The organism is Pseudomonas sp. GW821-FHT09A09, from assembly GCF_059418405.1.
The window spans coordinates 51,115-68,465 of the sequence record NZ_JBWKPU010000031.1 but is presented as its reverse complement, the minus strand read 5'-3'; the positions used below and the strand labels follow the sequence as shown (position 1 = coordinate 68,465).

Here is a 17,351-nt window from a genome sequence, read left to right as displayed (position 1 = left end):
TCCCCCCCCCCCCTCTCCCCCCCCCCCCCCCCCCCCCCCCCCCCCCCCCCCCCCCCCCCCCCCGGGCTCCTACAGTTTGAACCGCGTTTCAGATTAGCCGAACAGCCACTTCCACAGCAGCACCAGCACTACTACCGCCAGCACCGGCCGCGCAATGCGGTAGGCCTTGGGGTGCTTGCGCTTCCACTGCTTGACCACACCACTGAACTTGTCGCTGAAGGTCTTGCTCCAGGCATACGCCTGGTTGATCCCGCCGACACGTTCGTCGTCCAGGTTCTGCGGTGCAGTCGCACGACCAAGCTGCTTGCTGACCCAACGGTTGACGCGGGTCATCAGGCGGTTGCTCAGGGGGCGCTCGATGTCGCAGAACAGGATCACGCGGGTCTGTTCGGTTTCGTTTTTCACCCAGTGCACGTAGGTTTCGTCGAACATCACGTCTTCACCGTCGCGCCAGGCGTAGACCTGGCCATCGACGAAGATACGGCAGTCGTCGGAGTTCGGTGTGGACAGCCCAAGGTGATACCGCAGGGAACCGGCGAACGGGTCACGGTGCGGGTTGAGGTGGCTGCCACCCGGCAACAGCGCAAACATCGCGCCTTTCACGTTGGGGATGCTGCTGACCAGCGCCACGGTTTTCGGGCACAGCGCCTCGGCCGAGGGCAGGGGTTTGTCGTACCACTTGAGGTAGAAGCGCTTCCAGCCCTTCTTGAAGAACGAACCGAAACCGGCGTCGTTGTTCTTTTCGGCCGCGCGGATGTAACCCTCGTCGAACAGGTGCATGGCCTCTTCGCGGATCACTTCCCAGTTGTCCTTGAGCACATCCAGTTCCGGGAACTTGCTGCGGTCCAGGTAGGGCTTGGACGGCACGGCCGAGAACAGGTACATCAAGGCGTTATACGGGGCGAACAGCGCCGAATGGTTGACGAACTGGCGCAACATCGGCAAACGCGCCTTGCCGCGCAGGTGCACGTACAACGTGCTGCCGATAAACAACGCCAGCACCGACAGCTTGGCGGCCAAAGAAAAGGTCATGCAGCAACTCCTGAAAATAAGCGCCTGGCCAACAGCAGACGTAGCAGCCGGCCATGATAAACACTTGGGCCAGTATGCAGAAGGCCCGGGTTATCGGCGCTGACTCAAATCAAGCCTGGTTTTCTTGCTCGGTAAACAAATCGCTGAACAGCATGCTCGACAGGTAGCGCTCACCGGAGTCCGGCAAAATCACCACAATGGTCTTGCCCTGCATTTCCGGCTTCTCGGCCAGGCGCACCGCCACGGCCATCGCCGCGCCACAGGAGATACCGCACAGGATCCCCTCCTCCTGCATCAAGCGCAGGGCCATGGCCTTGGACTCGTCATCGGTCACCAGCTCTACGCGGTCAACCATCGACAAATCGAGGTTCTTCGGCACGAAACCGGCGCCGATCCCCTGGATCTTGTGGGGGCTGGGCTTGATCTCTTCACCGGCCAGCGCCTGGGTGATCACCGGCGACACGATCGGTTCGACCGCCACCGAGAGAATCGGCTTGCCCGCAATGTTCTTGATATAACGCGACACGCCAGTGATGGTGCCGCCCGTGCCCACGCCGGCGACCAGCACGTCGACCGCACCGTCGGTGTCATTCCAGATTTCCGGACCAGTGGTTTTCTCATGGATCGCCGGGTTGGCCGGGTTTTCGAACTGGCCCGGCATAAAATAGGTGGCCGGGTCGCTGGCGACAATTTCTGCGGCTTTGGCGATGGCACCGGGCATGCCCTTGGCCGGCTCGGTCAGCACCAGCTCGGCGCCCAGGGCCTTGAGTACTTTGCGCCGCTCGATGCTCATGGACGCCGGCATGGTCAGCAGCAATTTGTAGCCACGGGCGGCAGCGACAAACGCCAGGCCAATCCCGGTGTTGCCCGAGGTCGGTTCTACAATGGTCATGCCGGGCTTGAGTTTGCCGGTACTTTCCGCGTCCCAGATCATGTTGGCGCCAATGCGGCACTTCACCGAGTAGCCTGGGTTGCGTCCTTCGATCTTGGCCAGGATGGTCACGCCACGCGGGGCGATCCGGTTGATCTGCACCAGGGGCGTGTTACCGATGGAGTGCGCGTTGTCTGCAAAGATGCGGCTCATGACGGGTCCTATTGGGCGGTTTCAGGAAGGCCCCAAGGGTATGCCTCGTGCTGCAACGCGTCCAGTCAGAGGAACGTTGCGCACCTCCCGGCAGTCCATCGCCTACCTGCATGGAGAACATCCGATGAAACGTCGCTACAGCTGGCCGCTATGGACCGTCGCCGGGCTGGTGGTGGTGCTGGTCGCCCTGGACCTCGCCCTGCCCTATCTGGTGCGCAACTACTTGAATGACAAGCTTGCCGACATGGGCGACTACCGTGGCCGCGTGGCCGACGTGGACCTGGCCCTGTGGCGCGGCGCCTACAAGATCAATGGCCTGGAGATCACCAAAGTCGACGGCAAAGTACCGGTGCCGTTCGTCAAGGCGCCGCTGATCGACCTGGCGGTGAGCTGGCCGTCACTGATCAATGACCATGCGGTGGTCGCCAAGGTGCGGTTTATCAACCCCGAGGTGAATTTCGTCGACGGCGGCGCCAACAAGCAGGCGTCCCAGACCGGTAAGGGCACTGACTGGCAGGCGCAACTGGGCAAGCTGCTGCCGATCACCCTCGACGAAGTGCGCATTGAAGACGGCAAGATCGCCTTTCGTAACTTCAGCTCCAAGCCACCGGTCAACATCAACGCCACAGCGGTCAACGCCAGCTTCTATAACCTGACCAACGTGGTCGACGTCAAAGGCAAGCGCGACGCCCGTTTCGAAGGCAAGGCCCTGCTGCAAGGCCAGGCGCCGCTGGAAGCCACTGCCACCTTTGACCCGTTGAGCAATTTCGAGAACTTCGAGTTCCGCTTTCGCGCCAAGGACCTGCAGCTCAAGCGCATGAACGACTTCGCCTCGGCCTACGGCAAGTTCGACTTCAAGGCCGGCACCGGCGATGTGGTGATCGAAGCCCAGGCCGAAAAAGGCCAACTGACCGGCTATATCAAGCCGCTGTTGCGGGACGTGGAAGTGTTCGACTGGCAGCAGGACGTGGAAAACAAAGACAAGAACATCTTCCGCTCGATCTGGGAGGCGGTGGTTGGAGCCAGTGAAACCGTGCTGAAAAACCAGAGCAAAAACCAGTTCGCCACCCGCGTGGAGCTTAGTGGCAGCGTGCATCAGCAAAATGTCAGCGCGTTCTCGGCGTTTTTGGCGATTTTGCGTAACGGTTTCATCCAGGCCTTCAATGCGCGCTACGAACAGCCCAAGCCGAGCACAGACTAAAAATGTGGGCGTTGGCTTGTGTGGGAGCTGGCTTGCCTGCTCCCACAGTTGGATGTGTGGCAGATCCATAGTCGTGACCGGCCATTCAGAGACTGAATAACCCGTCTGCGTTCACAGTCGCCGGGGCTGCGCGGTATAGTCCGGGCATTGATGAATGCGAGGAAACACCGATGAAGTTCGAAGGCACCCAGGCCTATGTGGCTACCGATGACCTGAAACTGGCCGTCAACGCCGCCATCACCCTGGAGCGGCCGCTGCTGGTCAAGGGCGAGCCCGGCACCGGCAAGACCATGCTGGCCGAGCAATTGGCCGAGTCCTTCGGCGCCAAGCTGATCACCTGGCACATCAAGTCCACCACCAAGGCCCACCAGGGCCTGTACGAGTACGACGCGGTCAGCCGCCTGCGCGACTCACAGTTGGGCGTGGACAAGGTGCACGACGTGCGCAACTACCTGAAGAAGGGCAAGCTCTGGGAGGCCTTCGAGTCCGACGAGCGGGTGATCCTGCTGATCGATGAAATCGACAAGGCCGACATCGAGTTCCCCAACGACCTGCTGCAAGAACTCGACAAGATGGAGTTCTACGTCTACGAAATCGACGAGACCATCAAGGCCAAGAAACGCCCGATCATCATCATTACTTCCAACAACGAAAAAGAGCTGCCGGACGCCTTTCTGCGCCGCTGCTTCTTCCACTACATCGCCTTCCCCGACCGCACCACCCTGCAGAAGATCGTGGATGTGCACTACCCCGACATCAAGAAAGACCTGGTCAGCGAAGCGCTGGACGTGTTCTTCGACGTGCGCAAAGTGCCGGGCCTGAAGAAAAAGCCTTCCACCTCCGAACTGGTGGACTGGCTCAAGCTGCTGATGGCCGACAACATCGGCGAAGCGGTGCTGCGCGAGCGCGACCCGACCAAGGCGATCCCACCCTTGGCCGGCGCCTTGGTGAAGAACGAGCAAGACGTGCAGTTGCTGGAGCGTCTGGCGTTCATGAGCCGTCGCGGTAATCGCTGATGCTGCTCAACCTGTTCAATGAAATGCGCGCCGCCAAGGTGCCGGTGTCGGTGCGCGAGCTGCTCGACCTGATCAACGCCCTGAAAATGCGCGTGACCTTCGCCGACATGGACGAGTTTTATTACTTGGCCCGGGCGATCCTGGTGAAGGACGAACGGCATTTCGACAAGTTCGACCGGGCCTTCGGTGCCTATTTCAACGGCCTGGAAAAGCTCGACGACCACTTGCAGGCGCTGATCCCCGAAGACTGGCTGCGCAAGGAGTTCGAACGTTCGCTGACGGACGAAGAGCGCGCGCAGATTCAGTCCCTCGGCGGCCTCGACAAGTTGATCGAAGAATTCAAGAAGCGCCTGGAAGAACAGAAGGAACGCCACGCCGGCGGCAACAAGTGGATCGGCACCGGTGGCACCAGCCCGTTTGGCTCCGGGGGCTACAACCCCGAAGGCATTCGCGTGGGTGATGCCGGCAAGCGCCAGGGCAAGGCAGTAAAAGTCTGGGACCAGCGCGAGTACAAGAACCTTGATGACGGGGTTGAACTGGGTACGCGCAATATCAAGATCGCCCTGCGCCGCTTGCGCAAGTTTGCGCGCCAGGGGGCGGCCGACGAGCTGGACATCGACGGCACCATCGACCACACCGCCCGCGATGCCGGCTTGCTGAACATCCAGATGCGCCCGGAACGACGCAACACCATCAAGCTGTTGCTGCTGTTTGATATCGGCGGCTCGATGGACGCCCACGTGAAGATCTGCGAAGAACTGTTCTCGGCGTGCAAGACCGAATTCAAGCACCTGGAGTATTTTTACTTTCACAACTTCGTGTACGAATCGGTGTGGAAGAACAACCAGCGGCGCACCTCGGAACGCACGTCTACCCAGGACCTGCTGCATAAATATGGTGCCGACTACAAAGTGATCTTCATCGGCGATGCGTCGATGGCACCGTACGAAATCACCCAGGCGGGCGGCAGCGTGGAGCATTGGAACGAAGAACCGGGCTATGTGTGGATGCAGCGTTTCATGGCCAAGTACAAGAAGCTGATCTGGATTAACCCGTACCCGAAAGATACCTGGGGCTACACAGCATCGACCGGGATTGTGCGCGAGTTGATTGAAGACCAGATGTACCCGCTGACCCTGCGCGGCCTGGAAGAAGGGATGCGCTTCCTATCCAAATAGGCGGTGCATTCACCGTCGCTATCGCAGGCAAGCCAGCTCCCACAGAGGAATGCATTCCAACTTTGAAATGCATTCCTCTGTGGGAGCTGGCTTGCCTGCGATGCTTTTAGCGGTTCAAAAATCGCTGCAGGAAATCGACGTGCTGCTGGTGCGCCGTCTCCTGCACCATCGGCGCCAACCGCACCTTTTCCCCCGGCAAACACTGCGCCAGGCGTGCCAGCGACAACGGCGTCAACGCGCCCAGGCGTGGGTAACCGCCAATGGTCTGCCGGTCATTGAGCAACACAATCGGCTGCCCGTCCGGCGGCACCTGGATCGCCCCCAGCGGGATCCCCTCGGAAATCAATGACGGCCCCTGATACTGCAACGGCGTGCCCAGCAGGCGCATGCCCATGCGGTCGGCGCGGCTGTCCAGGGCCCATTCGGTGTTGAAGGCATCGAACAGGCTCTGGCCGCTGAACTGGCCGATCTGTGCGCCGACAATCACGTCCAGCGGCGCCTTGGCCGGCAAGGCGTGGTCGCTTAACACCTTCATCGCCCCGCCCACCCCGGAATATGCCAAGTGCCCACCTGCGGCCAGCGCCTTGCCAAACCCATCCACCCCGCCCAGCTCTTCGCGCACAACCGTGGCGCTGCTGCCCAGCACCTGCGGCGCATCAAACCCGCCCGGCGCCGCCAGGTAGGCCCGTGCGCCGCTGAACGGCTGGGTAAAGCGCAACCGCTGGCCCTTTTGCAGGATAAAACTGCGTCCGGGGCTGATGGCGCGCTCGTCGATATAGGCGCCCAGGTCCGCGCCGGCCAGGGCCAGCAAGCAATACCCCTCAGCCTGCACGGTGAACCCGCCCAGGGTGATTTCCACCACCGGCGCATCCAGCGCATTGCCCAGCAGCCAGTTGGCCCACGACATCGACACCCAATCCAGCGCGCCGCCCTGGGTGACACCCAAATGACGCACGCCAAAACGGCCGGCATCCTGCAACAGGCACAGCGGCGTGCTGGCCTCGATCATCAAGCGGCTCATGCCTGCGCCTCCAACGGCGTGTCATCGCCACCTAGTCTGATGAATTCAGCGTGATCGACAGACTCGAAACGCACCGTGTCGCCCGGCTGCATCAGGCTGTAGCCTTCACGCTCGCGGTCGAACAGCTTGGCGGGTGTGCGGCCGATCAGGTTCCAGCCGCCCGGCGATACCACCGGGTAGGCCGCAGTCTGCCGTTCGGCGATGCCGACGCTGCCCGCCGCCACGCGTTTGCGCGGGGTATTGAGCCGTGGGGTAGCGAGCATTTCATCCACCAGCCCCATGAAGGCAAAGCCCGGCGCAAAGCCAAGGGCGAACACCTGGTACTCATGGGCACTGTGTCGACGGATCACCTCGTTGACACTCAGGCCGCTGCGCTGGCTGAGCAGGGCCAACTCCGGGCCGACGCTCAGGTCGTACCACACGGGCAGCACGTGGCACTGGCCGCTTCCTTGGGCCTGGGGTTGCAGATCCGTGAGCGCCTGTTCGATCACTTTCCGTGCCTGGGCGGGGCTCAGTACAGTGAGGTCGTAATGCACCATCAACGTCGTGTAGGACGGCACCATGTCCACCAGCGCCGCGCCAAACCCTTTGCGCAAACGCTGAGTGGCGGCGAGCATCCACGGCATATTGGCTTCGGCTATCACCTCAAACAGACGCACCATCAGGCAGTCGATGGCCACCACTTCAATCCGTGCCTTCATGCTGGCTTCAAGGCCTCGCGGATACGCTTCACGGCGGCAATCGAACTGGCATTGTCACCGTGCACGCAGAGGGTATCGGCCTGCAGGGCCAGAGCGCTGCCGTCACTGGCAACCAGGGCTTCACCCCGCGACAGGGTCAGGGCCTGCTGCACGATGGTGTCGGCGTCGTGGTGCACGGCGCCGGGCAACTGGCGCGAGACCAAATGCCCCTTGGCGTCATAGGCGCGGTCGGCAAACGCTTCGAACCACAGGGTCACGCCGTACTCGTCGCCCAGGGCCTGGGCCGCGCTGTTGTCTCGGGTGGCCAGCAGCATCAGCGGCAGGTCGCCATAGGCCGCCACAGCCTGGATCAGCGCGCGCAATTGTGCCGGGTTAGCCATCATGTCGTTGTACATCGCGCCGTGGGGTTTCACGTAACTCACGCGCCCCCCTTGGGCACGGCAGATACCGTCGAGCGCGCCGATCTGGTAGTGCAGCAAGTCCTGGATTTCCTGGGGGGTGTAGGCCATGGAGCGGCGACCGAAACCCTGCAGGTCCTGGTACGCCGGATGCGCACCTACTTGCACACCGTGCTTGAGCGCCAGGCTGACGGTCTTGCGCATGATGCTCGGGTCGCCCGCATGGAAGCCGCAGGCCACGTTGGCGCAATCGATGAACGGCATGACCTCGGCGTCCAGACCCATCGTCCAGTTGCCAAAGCTTTCGCCGATGTCGCAATTCAAAAGCAGACGGCTCACGGTAGTTGCTCCTGTAGGCTTTATTTTTTTGTAGTGTGGGATTTTTTACGCAGAACTCGCAACTTGTCCTGACACCCCCACGACGCTTATCGTGGAATGGCTCGATTTTTGGCGTTTGCCCGGTGCGGCGTCCAACTAATAAAAACCGATCCATGCATAAGAAAAGTTGATCCCATGAATTTGAAGTTCCTCGAAACCTTCGTCTGGGTGGCCAAGCTCAAGAGTTTTCGCCTGACCGCCGAGAAGCTGTTCACCACCCAGGCGTCGATTTCCAGCCGCATTGCCGTGCTCGAAAGCGAACTGAGGGTGAAGCTGTTTCTGCGCGACTCGCGGGGCGTGAGCCTGACGCCGGAAGGCGTGAAGGTGCTCGATTACGCCGAGCAGATGATGGTGACCATGCAGGGCCTCAAGCAGTCCCTGGAGACCACCAGCAGCAAGGTCGGGCGGATTCGGATCGGCGTCATGGACACGGTGATCCATACCTGGCTCAGCCCGTTGGTGGCGGAGCTGATGGACCATTTCCCCCTGGTGGAAATCGAACTCGTCGCCGATACCGCGCTCAACCTTAGCGATCAACTGCAAAAAGGCTTCCTCGACCTGATCCTGCAGACCGACCTGCTGCGCCTTGAAACCGTGCGCAGCCTGGAGCTGGCCAGCCACCCCATGGCCTGGATCGTCGCCAGCCAATCGCTCTACCACCGCGACTACGCCTCACTTGCCGAACTGGCCCAGGAACGCATCATCACCTACTCGAAAAACTCCCACCCGCATCAGGACGTGCTGAGCCTGATGCAGGCCAACGACGTGGCCGCGCCCCGGATGAGCTGTGTGAATTCGGTGTCGGCGATTACCCGGCTATTGCGCGATGGCTTCGGGATCGGCGCGCTCCCACCGGTGCTGGTCATGGAGGAACTGGCACGGGGGGAATTGGTGATGTTGCCAATGGAGCAACGTTTGCCGAACTTGCAGGTGGTGGTGTCGTGGCGGGTGGGGGTGGAGTTGGTGGAGGAGATTGTCGGGCTGTGCCAGAGGGTAGTCGCCCGCTATGCCGAAGAGGTCGGCCCAGAGCGGATGCTACTGGCAAAACCCGATTAACCCTGTAGGAGCCCGGCTTGCCGGCGATAGCGGAATATCAGCAGTCAATGTGCAAGCTGACCCACCGCCATCGCAGGCAAGCCAGCTCCCACATTTTGATCCGAGGTGTACTTACAATCCCTTCAGGTCTCGCTCTTCGATCGGGCGGCTCTGGCGCAGGCGCTTGCCGCCCAACACCACCCAGTCGATCAGGCGGAACAGGCACTCGATGCCGAACGACAACAGCATCGCGCCGCCCAAGCCCCAGCCCATGGCCTCTGGCGTCAGCAGGATCTGGTAGCTGTAGCCGTTCCAGGTTTCCAGGCGGATAGCCGGGTCGGCCGCCACGGCCACCTGCAACGCGCGGATGTACCACGGGCCTTGCATGGCCTGGAATTGCTTGTCGAGCACCAGTTGGCGGTCGAGCAACGAACCCAGGCTGTTGGCATCGCTGCGAAACACCGGGTCATCGCTGGCCCGGTAATGCGCCACCAGGGCCTGCAAGTCACCGTTGAAGAACTGCTGCGCCGTGGCATCAAACCCGCGCAAGTTGGTCTGGGCCTCGATCAGGTGGGCTTCAACACGCTTGGCGTAGTCATTGATAAACCCCGGCACTTGCACGCCGACCAACAAACCAATGGCAAACAGCACCAACCGCAGATAGCTGAGCAACATGGGCGATATCCTTACTCGGTGATGCCCTGGCTGACGCATTCACCGCGTCGCCACAGGCTCCATTGGCCCGGTTCGTAGCGGGTCCAGTTTTCGTTGTCGGTCAAAGGTTCGGTGGCAATCACCGTCACCACGTCATTGGGGGTGGTTTCGGCCTGAAAATCCACGATCACGTCGACATCTTTCAGGCGCGCCGGGCCAAACGGTGCGCGCCGGGTGATCTGTGCCAGTTTGGTCGAGCAGTAGCAAAACAACCAGTCGCCGTCGCTGAGCAGGCAGTTGAACACGCCTTTGCTGCGGTATTCGGAACAGGCGGCGATCAGGTCCGGCAGCACTTGCTCGATGTCCACCGGCTCCGGGAACGCCTCGCGGACACGGTTGAGCAGGTCGCAGAACGCCGCTTCGCTGTCGGTATCGCCCACCGGGCGGTAGAAGGTGGCGCGGGGGTTGAAGTCCGCCAGTTGGCCGTTGTGCGCAAAGCACCAGTTGCGCCCCCACAGTTCGCGCACGAACGGGTGGGTGTTGGACAAGCACACCTTGCCCACATTGGCCTGGCGGATATGGCCAATCACCACTTCGCTCTTGATGGGGTAACGCTGCACCAGCAGTGCCACTTCCGACTCGCTGCTGGCGGCCGGGTCCTGGAACAGACGCAAGCCACGGCCTTCATAGAAGGCGATGCCCCACCCATCCCGGTGAGGCCCGGTGCGCCCACCGCGCTGCATCAGTCCGGTGAAGCTGAACACGATATCGGTGGGGACGTTGGCACTCATGCCCAATAATTCACACATGCCAGGGCTCTCGCTGCAACGTTAAAGGCGCGGTTCGACCCGCATGCCGCTCACCGGGGCCGGGCGGCGGAAAGGCTCGTCATCTTCTTCCGGCTCGGCGGCCAGGGCAGCGTCAGCCGCGGCCTTGCGCTCACGGCGGGCCTTGGCGGCGCGCTCGATGGGCCAGCGGATCAACACAATCACCAGGTACACGCCAAACGCGATCATTGTGTACATGAACAAATCGGAAATGGCCCGCCACGCGTTGTTGCCGACCTTGAGCACCAGGTCCAGGGCGGTAATCGCCACGGCCGGGGCAAACTGGGTCTTGACCGGGTCGACGATGGTCGGGCTGAACAACAGCACCGCCATCAGCAATTGCAGCGGCTCGCGCAACCAGCGCCAGATCCAGCGGGTCATGCGCCACCACACCAACAGGCAGCCCAAAGCGGCGAAGGCGTAAAGGCCCCAAGCGGTCAGATAGTCGTTCTCGGTCATGGTGTCCATGGCAAGGTAGGCAAACAGGCCGCTATGATAACGGCTTTTCGGTGTCGCGGCTGCAATGCCGGCCACCTTCCGCCAGATAGAGAATAATCCATGCCTACATCGCTCGCTCCGATTGCCCGCAAGGCCGAAGGTCCAGACCCGTATGCCTGGCTCCAAGAGCGTGACAGCAGCGAGGTCCTCGATTACCTCAAGGCCGAAAACGCCTGGCAGGAGGCTCAGCTCGCCGACCAGAAGGACCTGCGCGAAACCCTGTTCGAGGAGATCAAGGGCCGCATCCTGGAGACCGACCTGTCCCTGCCCTCCCCATGGGGCCCGTACCTCTACTACACGCGCACCACGGCCGGCGACGAATACGCCCGCCACTACCGCTGCCGCCGTCCCGCCGACGACAGCAACACGGTGGACGACAGCAGCGAAGAACTGCTGCTGGACCCGAACGTGCTGGCCAATGGCGGCTTTTTCTCGCTGGGCGCGTTCAGCATCAGCCCCGACCACCAGCGCCTGGCCTACAGCCTGGACACCAGTGGTGAAGAAATCTTCACCCTGTACGTGAAGGAGTTGGCCACCGGCAAGGTCAGCGAACTGGAGTTTGAAAACTGCGACGGCAGCATGACCTGGGCCAACGACAGCCTGACCCTGTTCTTCGGCGAGCTGGACGACACCCACCGCCCGCACAAGCTGTATCGCTATCGCCTGGATGGCACGGCCGCGCAGGAAGTGTTCCATGAACCGGACGGACGTTTCTTCCTGCATTGCTACCGCTCCAGCTCCGAGCGCCAATTGCTGCTCGCGCTGGGCAGCAAGACCACCAGCGAAATCTGGGCGCTGGACGCCGAGCAGCCGCACCTGGACTTCACCTGCCTGGCCCCACGGGTCGAAGACCATGAATACGATGTCGACCATGGCCAGTTGAATGGCGCGTGGACCTGGTTCATCCGCAGCAACCGCGATGGCATCAACTACGCCTTGTTCGTGGCGACCGACATTGGCGACGTGCCGACCGAAAGCGAATGGCAGAACCTGATCCCCCACAGCGATGAGGTGATGCTCGACGGCGTCAGCCTGAACGCCAGCGCCATGACCTTGAGCCTGCGCATCGGCGGCCTGCCGGTGATCGAAGTGCACCCCGAGGGCAAATCGGCGTATCGCGTGGAATTGCCCGACGCGGCCTACAGCCTCTACGTACAAAACAGCCTGGAATTTGCCAGCGACAAGATCCGCCTGCGCTACGAAGCCCTGAACCGCCCGGCCCAAGTGCGCCAACTGGAACTGGCCAGCGGCGCGCAGCAGGTGCTCAAGGAGACGCCAGTGCTCGGCGTATTCAACGCCGACGACTACGTCAGCCAGCGCCTGTGGGCCACATCGGTCGATGGCACCCAGGTGCCGATCAGCCTGGTGGTCAAGCGCGACCAACTCGGCAAGCCAACGCCGCTGTACCTCTACGGCTACGGCGCCTACGGTTCGAGCCTCGACCCGTGGTTCTCCCACGCACGCCTGAGCCTGCTGGAGCGGGGAGTGGCGTTTGCCATCGCCCATGTGCGCGGCGGCGGCGAGCTGGGTGAGGCCTGGTACCGCAACGGCAAGCAGGAACACAAGCAGAACACCTTCAGCGACTTCATCGCCTGCGCCGAACACCTGATCGACCAAGGCCTGACCACCGCCCAACAACTGGCCATCAGCGGCGGCAGTGCCGGTGGTCTGTTGATCGGCGCCGTGCTCAACCAACGCCCGGACCTGTTCCAGGCGGCGATTGCCGAGGTGCCGTTCGTCGACGTGCTCAACACCATGCTCGACCCGGAGCTGCCGTTGACCATCACCGAGTACGACGAGTGGGGCAACCCCGAAGAACCCGAGGTGTATGCGCGTATCAAGGCTTATGCGCCGTACGAAAACGTCAGCGCCCAGGCCTACCCGCACCTGCTGGTGATCGCCGGCTACAACGACAGCCGCGTGCAGTACTGGGAAGCGGCCAAGTGGGTGGCCAAGCTGCGCGACACCAAGACGGACGACAACCTGCTGCTGCTCAAGACCGAACTGGGCGCCGGCCATGGCGGAATGAGCGGTCGTTACCAGGGATTACGTGACGTAGCGCTCGAATATGGATTTGTGTTCAAGGCGCTGGGGCTGATTTAAGGAACTTAGTGCGGCGGTCCTGTCTGAACACACAGACCGCCTACCTGTTTGATGGACCCAGACTGCAGCCATGCCACAACCGACCTTACTGAATAACGAAATCCGCGACATGCTGATGGACTGCGGGTTGTTCGACCCGCTGCTGCCGGAAGATTTTCATGTGGCCGCGGGCTACTTCAATATCAGCAGCATTGCCCGCGATGAAGTGATCTTCCTCGAAGGCGATGCCGGCACGTTCATGTGCATCATCCACAGCGGCCAGGTGGCCGTGCAGAAAACCCATCACGACGGCCAGCGCGTGACCATCGCCACTCTGCGCAGCGGCAGGGCCTTCGGCGAAATGGCGGTGCTCGACGGCGAGCGCCGTTCCGCCAGTTGCGTGGCCGCCAGTGACTGCGTGCTGTTGAACCTGGGCAAGGACTCCCTGGAAAAAATGCTCAACGAAGCGCCCAGGGTCGCCGCCAAGATCATCCGCGCCATCGCCATTGCCCTGTCCAAGCGCCTGCGCATGGCCGACGGGCAACTGTTGTCGCAACAGTTTTAACCGCCCGGCGTCTTTGGCTTGCTGTCGTTCTGCAGCAGGCCCGGCACGGTTTGATCTTTAGGCGGTGTGGGCAACACGATGGGCACCAGTGCCGGTGAACCGTTGGCCGTGGCCTTTGGCGCGACCGGCGGGGTGACTTGTGGGTACAAGGTTGGGGTCGGCGTGCCCGGGGCGCCTGGAGTTGGCGCGGGTGCGACCGGCACGCTTTGCACCTCTTGCGCCTGCGCCGCACCCAATGTGAGCGCGCCAAGCACAATGACCGTTAGAATGCTGCACTTCATCGATGGCTCCATGGCCTGACCGGAATGTCGTAAGGCTACTCCCAACCGCGCAAGAATGCCCTTCCCAATGAGATTTCCATGAAACGTTTCGTTCTGCTGGACACCACCCCGATCCCCGACAACGGCGGTGCCTTGTGCCTGTTCGAATACGGTGAGGATTTTGTCATCAAGATCCAGGGCGGTGACGGCGGCCAGTTGATGAACACGCGCATGCACGGTTCCGAAGACGCGCTGGCGGAAATCCCCTGCCGCAAGGTTGCCGGGCGCCCGGGCTCACGGGTGCTGATCGGCGGGCTGGGCATGGGGTTTACCCTGGCGTCGGCGCTCAAGCATTTGGGCAAGACTGCCGAAGTGGTCGTCGCTGAACTGGTGCCGGGCGTGGTGGAGTGGAACCGTGGCCCGTTGGGAGAAAAATCCGGCCGGCCGCTGCTGGACCCACGCACGGTGATCCGCATGGAAGACGTGGCCAAGGTGCTGCAAGCCGAGCCCCAGGGGTTTGACGCAATCATGCTGGACGTGGACAACGGCCCTGAAGGCCTCACGCAAAAGGCCAACAGTTGGCTCTACTCCGCCGGTGGCCTGGCGGCCTGTGCCAAGGCCTTGCGCCCCAAGGGCGTGCTGGCGGTGTGGTCGGCCAGCGCCGACAAGCTGTTCAGCGACAAACTGCGCAAGGCAGGCTTCAAGGCCGAGGAAGTGCAGGTGTTCGCCCATGGCAACAAGGGCACGCGGCATACCATCTGGATCGCCGAGAAGCTCAAAGGCTGAACACGATTCACCCCACACAAAACATCTCCTGTGGGAGCGGGCTTGCCCGCGATAGCGGTGTACCAGTCAATACATCTGCTGACTGATATACCGCTATCGCAGGCAAGCCAGCTCCCACAATTTTTGTCCTGCGTTTTAGTGCAGGGATTTGCGGTAATCGATCACGTACGGCACTTTTTTGTCGAAAGTCTTCTCCAGTTCATCCCGGTCCAACTGGGTCATGCCGCCCAGTTGATGGGCCGTGAACCCGCTGTCCCCCACCTGCGAACCCGGTGCCAGGCTGACCATGCGCTTGGCCACCGCTTCGATGGCGTCCTTATAACCGCCCTTCTTGTCCAGGTTGTACGCGCTCAGGTCGATCTGGGTGCGCAACCAGTTGCCCCAGTAGAACTCGAGGAATTCCGGCGCAATCGCGCCATCGTCCGGCTTGCCATAGGCGGCCTTGCGGGTGAAGTACACCAGGCTGCGGAAGGTGTCGTCCTGCAGGTTCTTGAAGCCCAGGTGCGCCGGCAGTTGCTCGGGGGGCAGCGTCTGGCCCCGGTTGTCCTTGAGCCACACCTTGCGCGCGGCCTCCATACGGTGCCAGAAGGTGGCCATGTCCGGGCTGTTGCTGAAGTCGTCCGTCACCTTCACCCACATTTTCAATTGAGGGCCACCACCGGGCACTTCCCACAGCGTGGTGAAGCTGTGGTGACCGTCGGTCAGGTAAAGCTGGCCGGCCGGGCCGACCACCACGGTTTTCATGTCGTCGGGGTGGGTGCCCACCGGGTCTTTGCAGGTGAAACTGTCGGGTGTGTGCAGGTCGGCCTTTTTCGGCACTTTGTCAGCCGTGCCCTGGCCATTGGTTTCGCAGTATTCGTCGAAGACCTTGGCCGGCTTGTCGGCGAACAGGCCCAGGCTGTAGTAGATCTGGTCAAACCCCACCACGGCCTGGGTGGGGTGCAGCTGGTCGAGGGCCACCTCGATCACCTGACCGGGCTTGGGCGTGGAAAACGCCTGGGCCTGGGCGGTAACAGCACACAGCAGTAACGCAACAATCCATGAAGGCAGACGCATGAGTTTCAGATCCTTATCTGTAAAGTGAAGCAGTCAATTGCAGCGCAAGCGGCTAGAATCAACCCTATCCGTGAACCGCAAAATAGCCAGGAGCCATGATGAGCTCGACCAACCCGCCCTCCCACACCGCCAAGCTGGACCGCATCCTTGCCGTTGCCCAGCGCGACCGGGAAATGGGCTACCGCGACAAAGCCTTGAAGATGTACCCCCACGTGTGCGGCCGCTGCGCCCGTGAGTTCTCGGGCAAACGCCTGAGCGAGCTGACGGTACACCACCGCAACCACAACCATGATGACAATCCCCAGGATGGCTCCAACTGGGAGTTGCTGTGCCTGTATTGCCACGACAACGAACACTCGCGCTACACCGACCAGCAGTACTTCGGAGACGGCTCCACCAGCAGCCCGACGATTGCCAAGGCCACGCACAACCCGTTTGCGGCGTTGGCGGGGTTGATGAAGAAGGACGACTGACGATCCTCACTGTCTGGACTGGCGTCATCGCCGGCAAGCCGGCTCCTACAGGGGATCGCATTCCACTGTAGGAGCTGGCTTGCCGGCGATAGCGATCAACCAAGCAACACAGCACTTCAAGGCCGTATAATCGCGGCTTTTCCTCCAAGGCACCCTTCCCCGTGGGCAATAAACGCTACAGCTGCATCGGTCTGTATAACCCCAAATCCCCCGAAAACGTCGGCTCGGTGATGCGCGCCGCCGGCTGCTACGGCGTGGCCTCGGTGTTCTACACCGGCGTGCGTTACGAGCGCGCCCGGGACTTCATCACCGACACCAAGAAGGTCCACCACGACATTCCGCTGATCGGCATCGATGACCTGAAGAAGATCCTGCCCCTGGGCTGCATCCCGGTCGCTGTAGAGCTGGTGGAAGGCGCCCGCCCGCTGCCCGAATACACCCACCCCGACCGCGCGCTGTATATCTTCGGCCCCGAAGACGGCTCCCTCGACAAAGAGATCCGCGACTGGTGTGAAGACGTGGTGTACATCCCGACCACCGGCTGCATGAACCTCGCCGCCACCGTCAACGTGGTGCTCTATGACCGCCTAGCCAAGGGCAACAACACCCGTTCGGGCCCCAAATACTGATTCTGCGGGAACATCCGGCGCCTGCGGGCAGTCAGCTGTTTACCTTTGCCCTTGTTGGAGACAGATCATGAGCGACAGCAAAACCTTGCGACCTATCATTGAGCACACGCCGTTTGAAACCCCGCCGACACAGAACGTGCATGGCTGGGAACGCATCGGTTCGGTGGCCGGTGGTGTGATGATGGTGGGTAAAGGCCTGCGCCGTGGCGGCATTTTCGGCTTGATCCAGGTCGCGATCGGCGGCGTGGCCCTGGCCCGTGGCTTTACCGGGCACAGCTCGCTCAAGGACAAGCTGGAACAAGGCCGCCAGGAAATGAACAGCGTGCGCACGAAGATCGAACGCGCGGGTGCCGAGTTGAAAAATTTGAAGACCAAGGCTGAAGTGGCGGCTGAAAAAACCACCAAAACTACCGGCTGACATCACCGCCCTGTAGGAGCCCGGCTTGCCGGCGATGGCGTTCTAACGGGCCCCATCGC

At 61.8% G+C, this 17,351-nt stretch carries 20 protein-coding genes; 10 read left to right on the top strand and 10 right to left on the bottom strand.

Going from position 1 to position 17,351, the window contains the following annotated elements:
- Nucleotides 1-93: 93 nt before the first annotated feature.
- Complete coding sequence (locus tag AC07OV_RS23405) at nucleotides 94-1,032, bottom strand: aspartyl/asparaginyl beta-hydroxylase domain-containing protein (RefSeq protein ID WP_034102532.1); 939 nt, start codon at nucleotides 1,030-1,032, stop codon at nucleotides 94-96.
- 109 nt (nucleotides 1,033-1,141) lie between these two features.
- Nucleotides 1,142-2,116 (bottom strand): cysteine synthase A, encoded by a 975-nt coding sequence (cysK, locus tag AC07OV_RS23400; protein ID WP_176995324.1) that lies wholly within the window; start codon nucleotides 2,114-2,116, stop codon nucleotides 1,142-1,144.
- Between the two features lie 124 nt (nucleotides 2,117-2,240).
- On the opposite strand from cysK, the gene AC07OV_RS23395 reads away from it, so the two are divergent.
- The 3 genes from AC07OV_RS23395 (at nucleotide 2,241) to AC07OV_RS23385 (ending at nucleotide 5,511) form a co-directional block, all read left to right on the top strand.
- Nucleotides 2,241-3,317 (top strand): DUF748 domain-containing protein, encoded by a 1,077-nt coding sequence (locus AC07OV_RS23395; RefSeq protein ID WP_495093078.1) that lies wholly within the window; start codon nucleotides 2,241-2,243, stop codon nucleotides 3,315-3,317.
- Nucleotides 3,318-3,487: 170 nt separating this feature from the next.
- Entirely contained in the window at nucleotides 3,488-4,333 is an 846-nt protein-coding gene (locus AC07OV_RS23390) for an AAA family ATPase (protein WP_034112447.1), read from the top strand.
- Nucleotides 4,333-5,511: a vWA domain-containing protein gene (locus AC07OV_RS23385; RefSeq protein ID WP_176995322.1), complete on the top strand. Its 1,179-nt coding sequence runs from the start codon at nucleotides 4,333-4,335 to the stop codon at nucleotides 5,509-5,511. The genes AC07OV_RS23390 and AC07OV_RS23385 overlap by 1 nt, the downstream gene beginning before the upstream one ends.
- Nucleotides 5,512-5,617: 106 nt before the next feature.
- On the opposite strand, the gene AC07OV_RS23380 is transcribed toward AC07OV_RS23385, so the two are convergent.
- The 3 genes from AC07OV_RS23380 to AC07OV_RS23370 are packed head-to-tail and all read right to left on the bottom strand — an operon-like array spanning nucleotide 5,618 to nucleotide 7,970.
- Nucleotides 5,618-6,532, bottom strand: a complete 915-nt coding sequence (locus AC07OV_RS23380) for a 5-oxoprolinase subunit C family protein (protein WP_495093077.1) — start codon at nucleotides 6,530-6,532, stop codon at nucleotides 5,618-5,620.
- Nucleotides 6,529-7,233: a 5-oxoprolinase subunit PxpB gene (gene pxpB, locus AC07OV_RS23375; protein WP_495093076.1), complete on the bottom strand. Its 705-nt coding sequence runs from the start codon at nucleotides 7,231-7,233 to the stop codon at nucleotides 6,529-6,531. Before pxpB ends, AC07OV_RS23380 begins: the two co-directional genes overlap by 4 nt.
- Entirely contained in the window at nucleotides 7,230-7,970 is a 741-nt protein-coding gene (locus AC07OV_RS23370) for a 5-oxoprolinase subunit PxpA (protein WP_495093075.1), read from the bottom strand. The genes pxpB and AC07OV_RS23370 overlap by 4 nt, the downstream gene beginning before the upstream one ends.
- Nucleotides 7,971-8,144: 174 nt before the next feature.
- On the opposite strand from AC07OV_RS23370, the gene AC07OV_RS23365 reads away from it, so the two are divergent.
- Entirely contained in the window at nucleotides 8,145-9,065 is a 921-nt protein-coding gene (locus AC07OV_RS23365; RefSeq protein ID WP_495093074.1) for a LysR family transcriptional regulator, read from the top strand.
- A 111-nt stretch (nucleotides 9,066-9,176) separates the two neighbouring features.
- Here the strand turns inward: AC07OV_RS23365 and AC07OV_RS23360 are convergent, their stop codons facing one another.
- From AC07OV_RS23360 to AC07OV_RS23350, 3 genes are read right to left on the bottom strand one after another with little or no spacing between them, the layout of a single operon-like run.
- Complete coding sequence (locus AC07OV_RS23360) at nucleotides 9,177-9,719, bottom strand: DUF2937 family protein (RefSeq protein WP_178921544.1); 543 nt, start codon at nucleotides 9,717-9,719, stop codon at nucleotides 9,177-9,179.
- A gap of 11 nt (nucleotides 9,720-9,730) precedes the next feature.
- The gene (locus AC07OV_RS23355) at nucleotides 9,731-10,507 is read right to left on the bottom strand and encodes a class II glutamine amidotransferase (protein WP_176995316.1); all 777 of its coding nucleotides are present in this window, start codon (nucleotides 10,505-10,507) and stop codon (nucleotides 9,731-9,733) included.
- 21 nt (nucleotides 10,508-10,528) lie between these two features.
- Entirely contained in the window at nucleotides 10,529-11,059 is a 531-nt protein-coding gene (locus AC07OV_RS23350) for an MFS transporter (protein WP_176995315.1), read from the bottom strand.
- 24 nt (nucleotides 11,060-11,083) lie between these two features.
- Here AC07OV_RS23350 and AC07OV_RS23345 point away from each other — a divergent pair, with 24 nt between their 5' ends.
- On the top strand, nucleotides 11,084-13,126 hold the full coding sequence (locus AC07OV_RS23345) for a S9 family peptidase (RefSeq protein ID WP_495093073.1): 2,043 nt from the start codon (nucleotides 11,084-11,086) through the stop codon (nucleotides 13,124-13,126).
- Nucleotides 13,127-13,196: 70 nt separating this feature from the next.
- Nucleotides 13,197-13,670, top strand: a complete 474-nt coding sequence (locus AC07OV_RS23340; protein ID WP_176995313.1) for a cyclic nucleotide-binding domain-containing protein — start codon at nucleotides 13,197-13,199, stop codon at nucleotides 13,668-13,670.
- On the opposite strand, the gene AC07OV_RS23335 is transcribed toward AC07OV_RS23340, so the two are convergent.
- Nucleotides 13,667-13,951: a hypothetical protein gene (locus AC07OV_RS23335; protein WP_176995312.1), complete on the bottom strand. Its 285-nt coding sequence runs from the start codon at nucleotides 13,949-13,951 to the stop codon at nucleotides 13,667-13,669. The two genes, AC07OV_RS23340 and AC07OV_RS23335, sit on opposite strands and share 4 nt — an antisense overlap.
- Nucleotides 13,952-14,029: 78 nt before the next feature.
- Here AC07OV_RS23335 and AC07OV_RS23330 point away from each other — a divergent pair, with 78 nt between their 5' ends.
- A complete protein-coding gene (locus tag AC07OV_RS23330) occupies nucleotides 14,030-14,716 on the top strand; it encodes a spermidine synthase (protein WP_058411058.1) in 687 nt (228 codons plus the stop codon).
- Nucleotides 14,717-14,851: 135 nt separating this feature from the next.
- Here AC07OV_RS23330 and AC07OV_RS23325 read toward each other — a convergent pair whose 3' ends face one another.
- A complete protein-coding gene (locus tag AC07OV_RS23325) occupies nucleotides 14,852-15,772 on the bottom strand; it encodes a ParB/Srx family N-terminal domain-containing protein (RefSeq protein ID WP_495093072.1) in 921 nt (306 codons plus the stop codon).
- A gap of 98 nt (nucleotides 15,773-15,870) precedes the next feature.
- Between AC07OV_RS23325 and AC07OV_RS23320 the strand changes: the two genes are divergently transcribed.
- From AC07OV_RS23320 to AC07OV_RS23310, 3 genes are all read left to right on the top strand, one after another.
- Complete coding sequence (locus AC07OV_RS23320) at nucleotides 15,871-16,245, top strand: YajD family HNH nuclease (RefSeq protein ID WP_495093071.1); 375 nt, start codon at nucleotides 15,871-15,873, stop codon at nucleotides 16,243-16,245.
- A 161-nt stretch (nucleotides 16,246-16,406) separates the two neighbouring features.
- Nucleotides 16,407-16,874, top strand: a complete 468-nt coding sequence (locus tag AC07OV_RS23315) for an RNA methyltransferase (protein ID WP_003189607.1) — start codon at nucleotides 16,407-16,409, stop codon at nucleotides 16,872-16,874.
- A 67-nt stretch (nucleotides 16,875-16,941) separates the two neighbouring features.
- Nucleotides 16,942-17,292 (top strand): YgaP family membrane protein, encoded by a 351-nt coding sequence (locus tag AC07OV_RS23310; protein WP_495093070.1) that lies wholly within the window; start codon nucleotides 16,942-16,944, stop codon nucleotides 17,290-17,292.
- Nucleotides 17,293-17,351 lie beyond the last annotated feature (59 nt).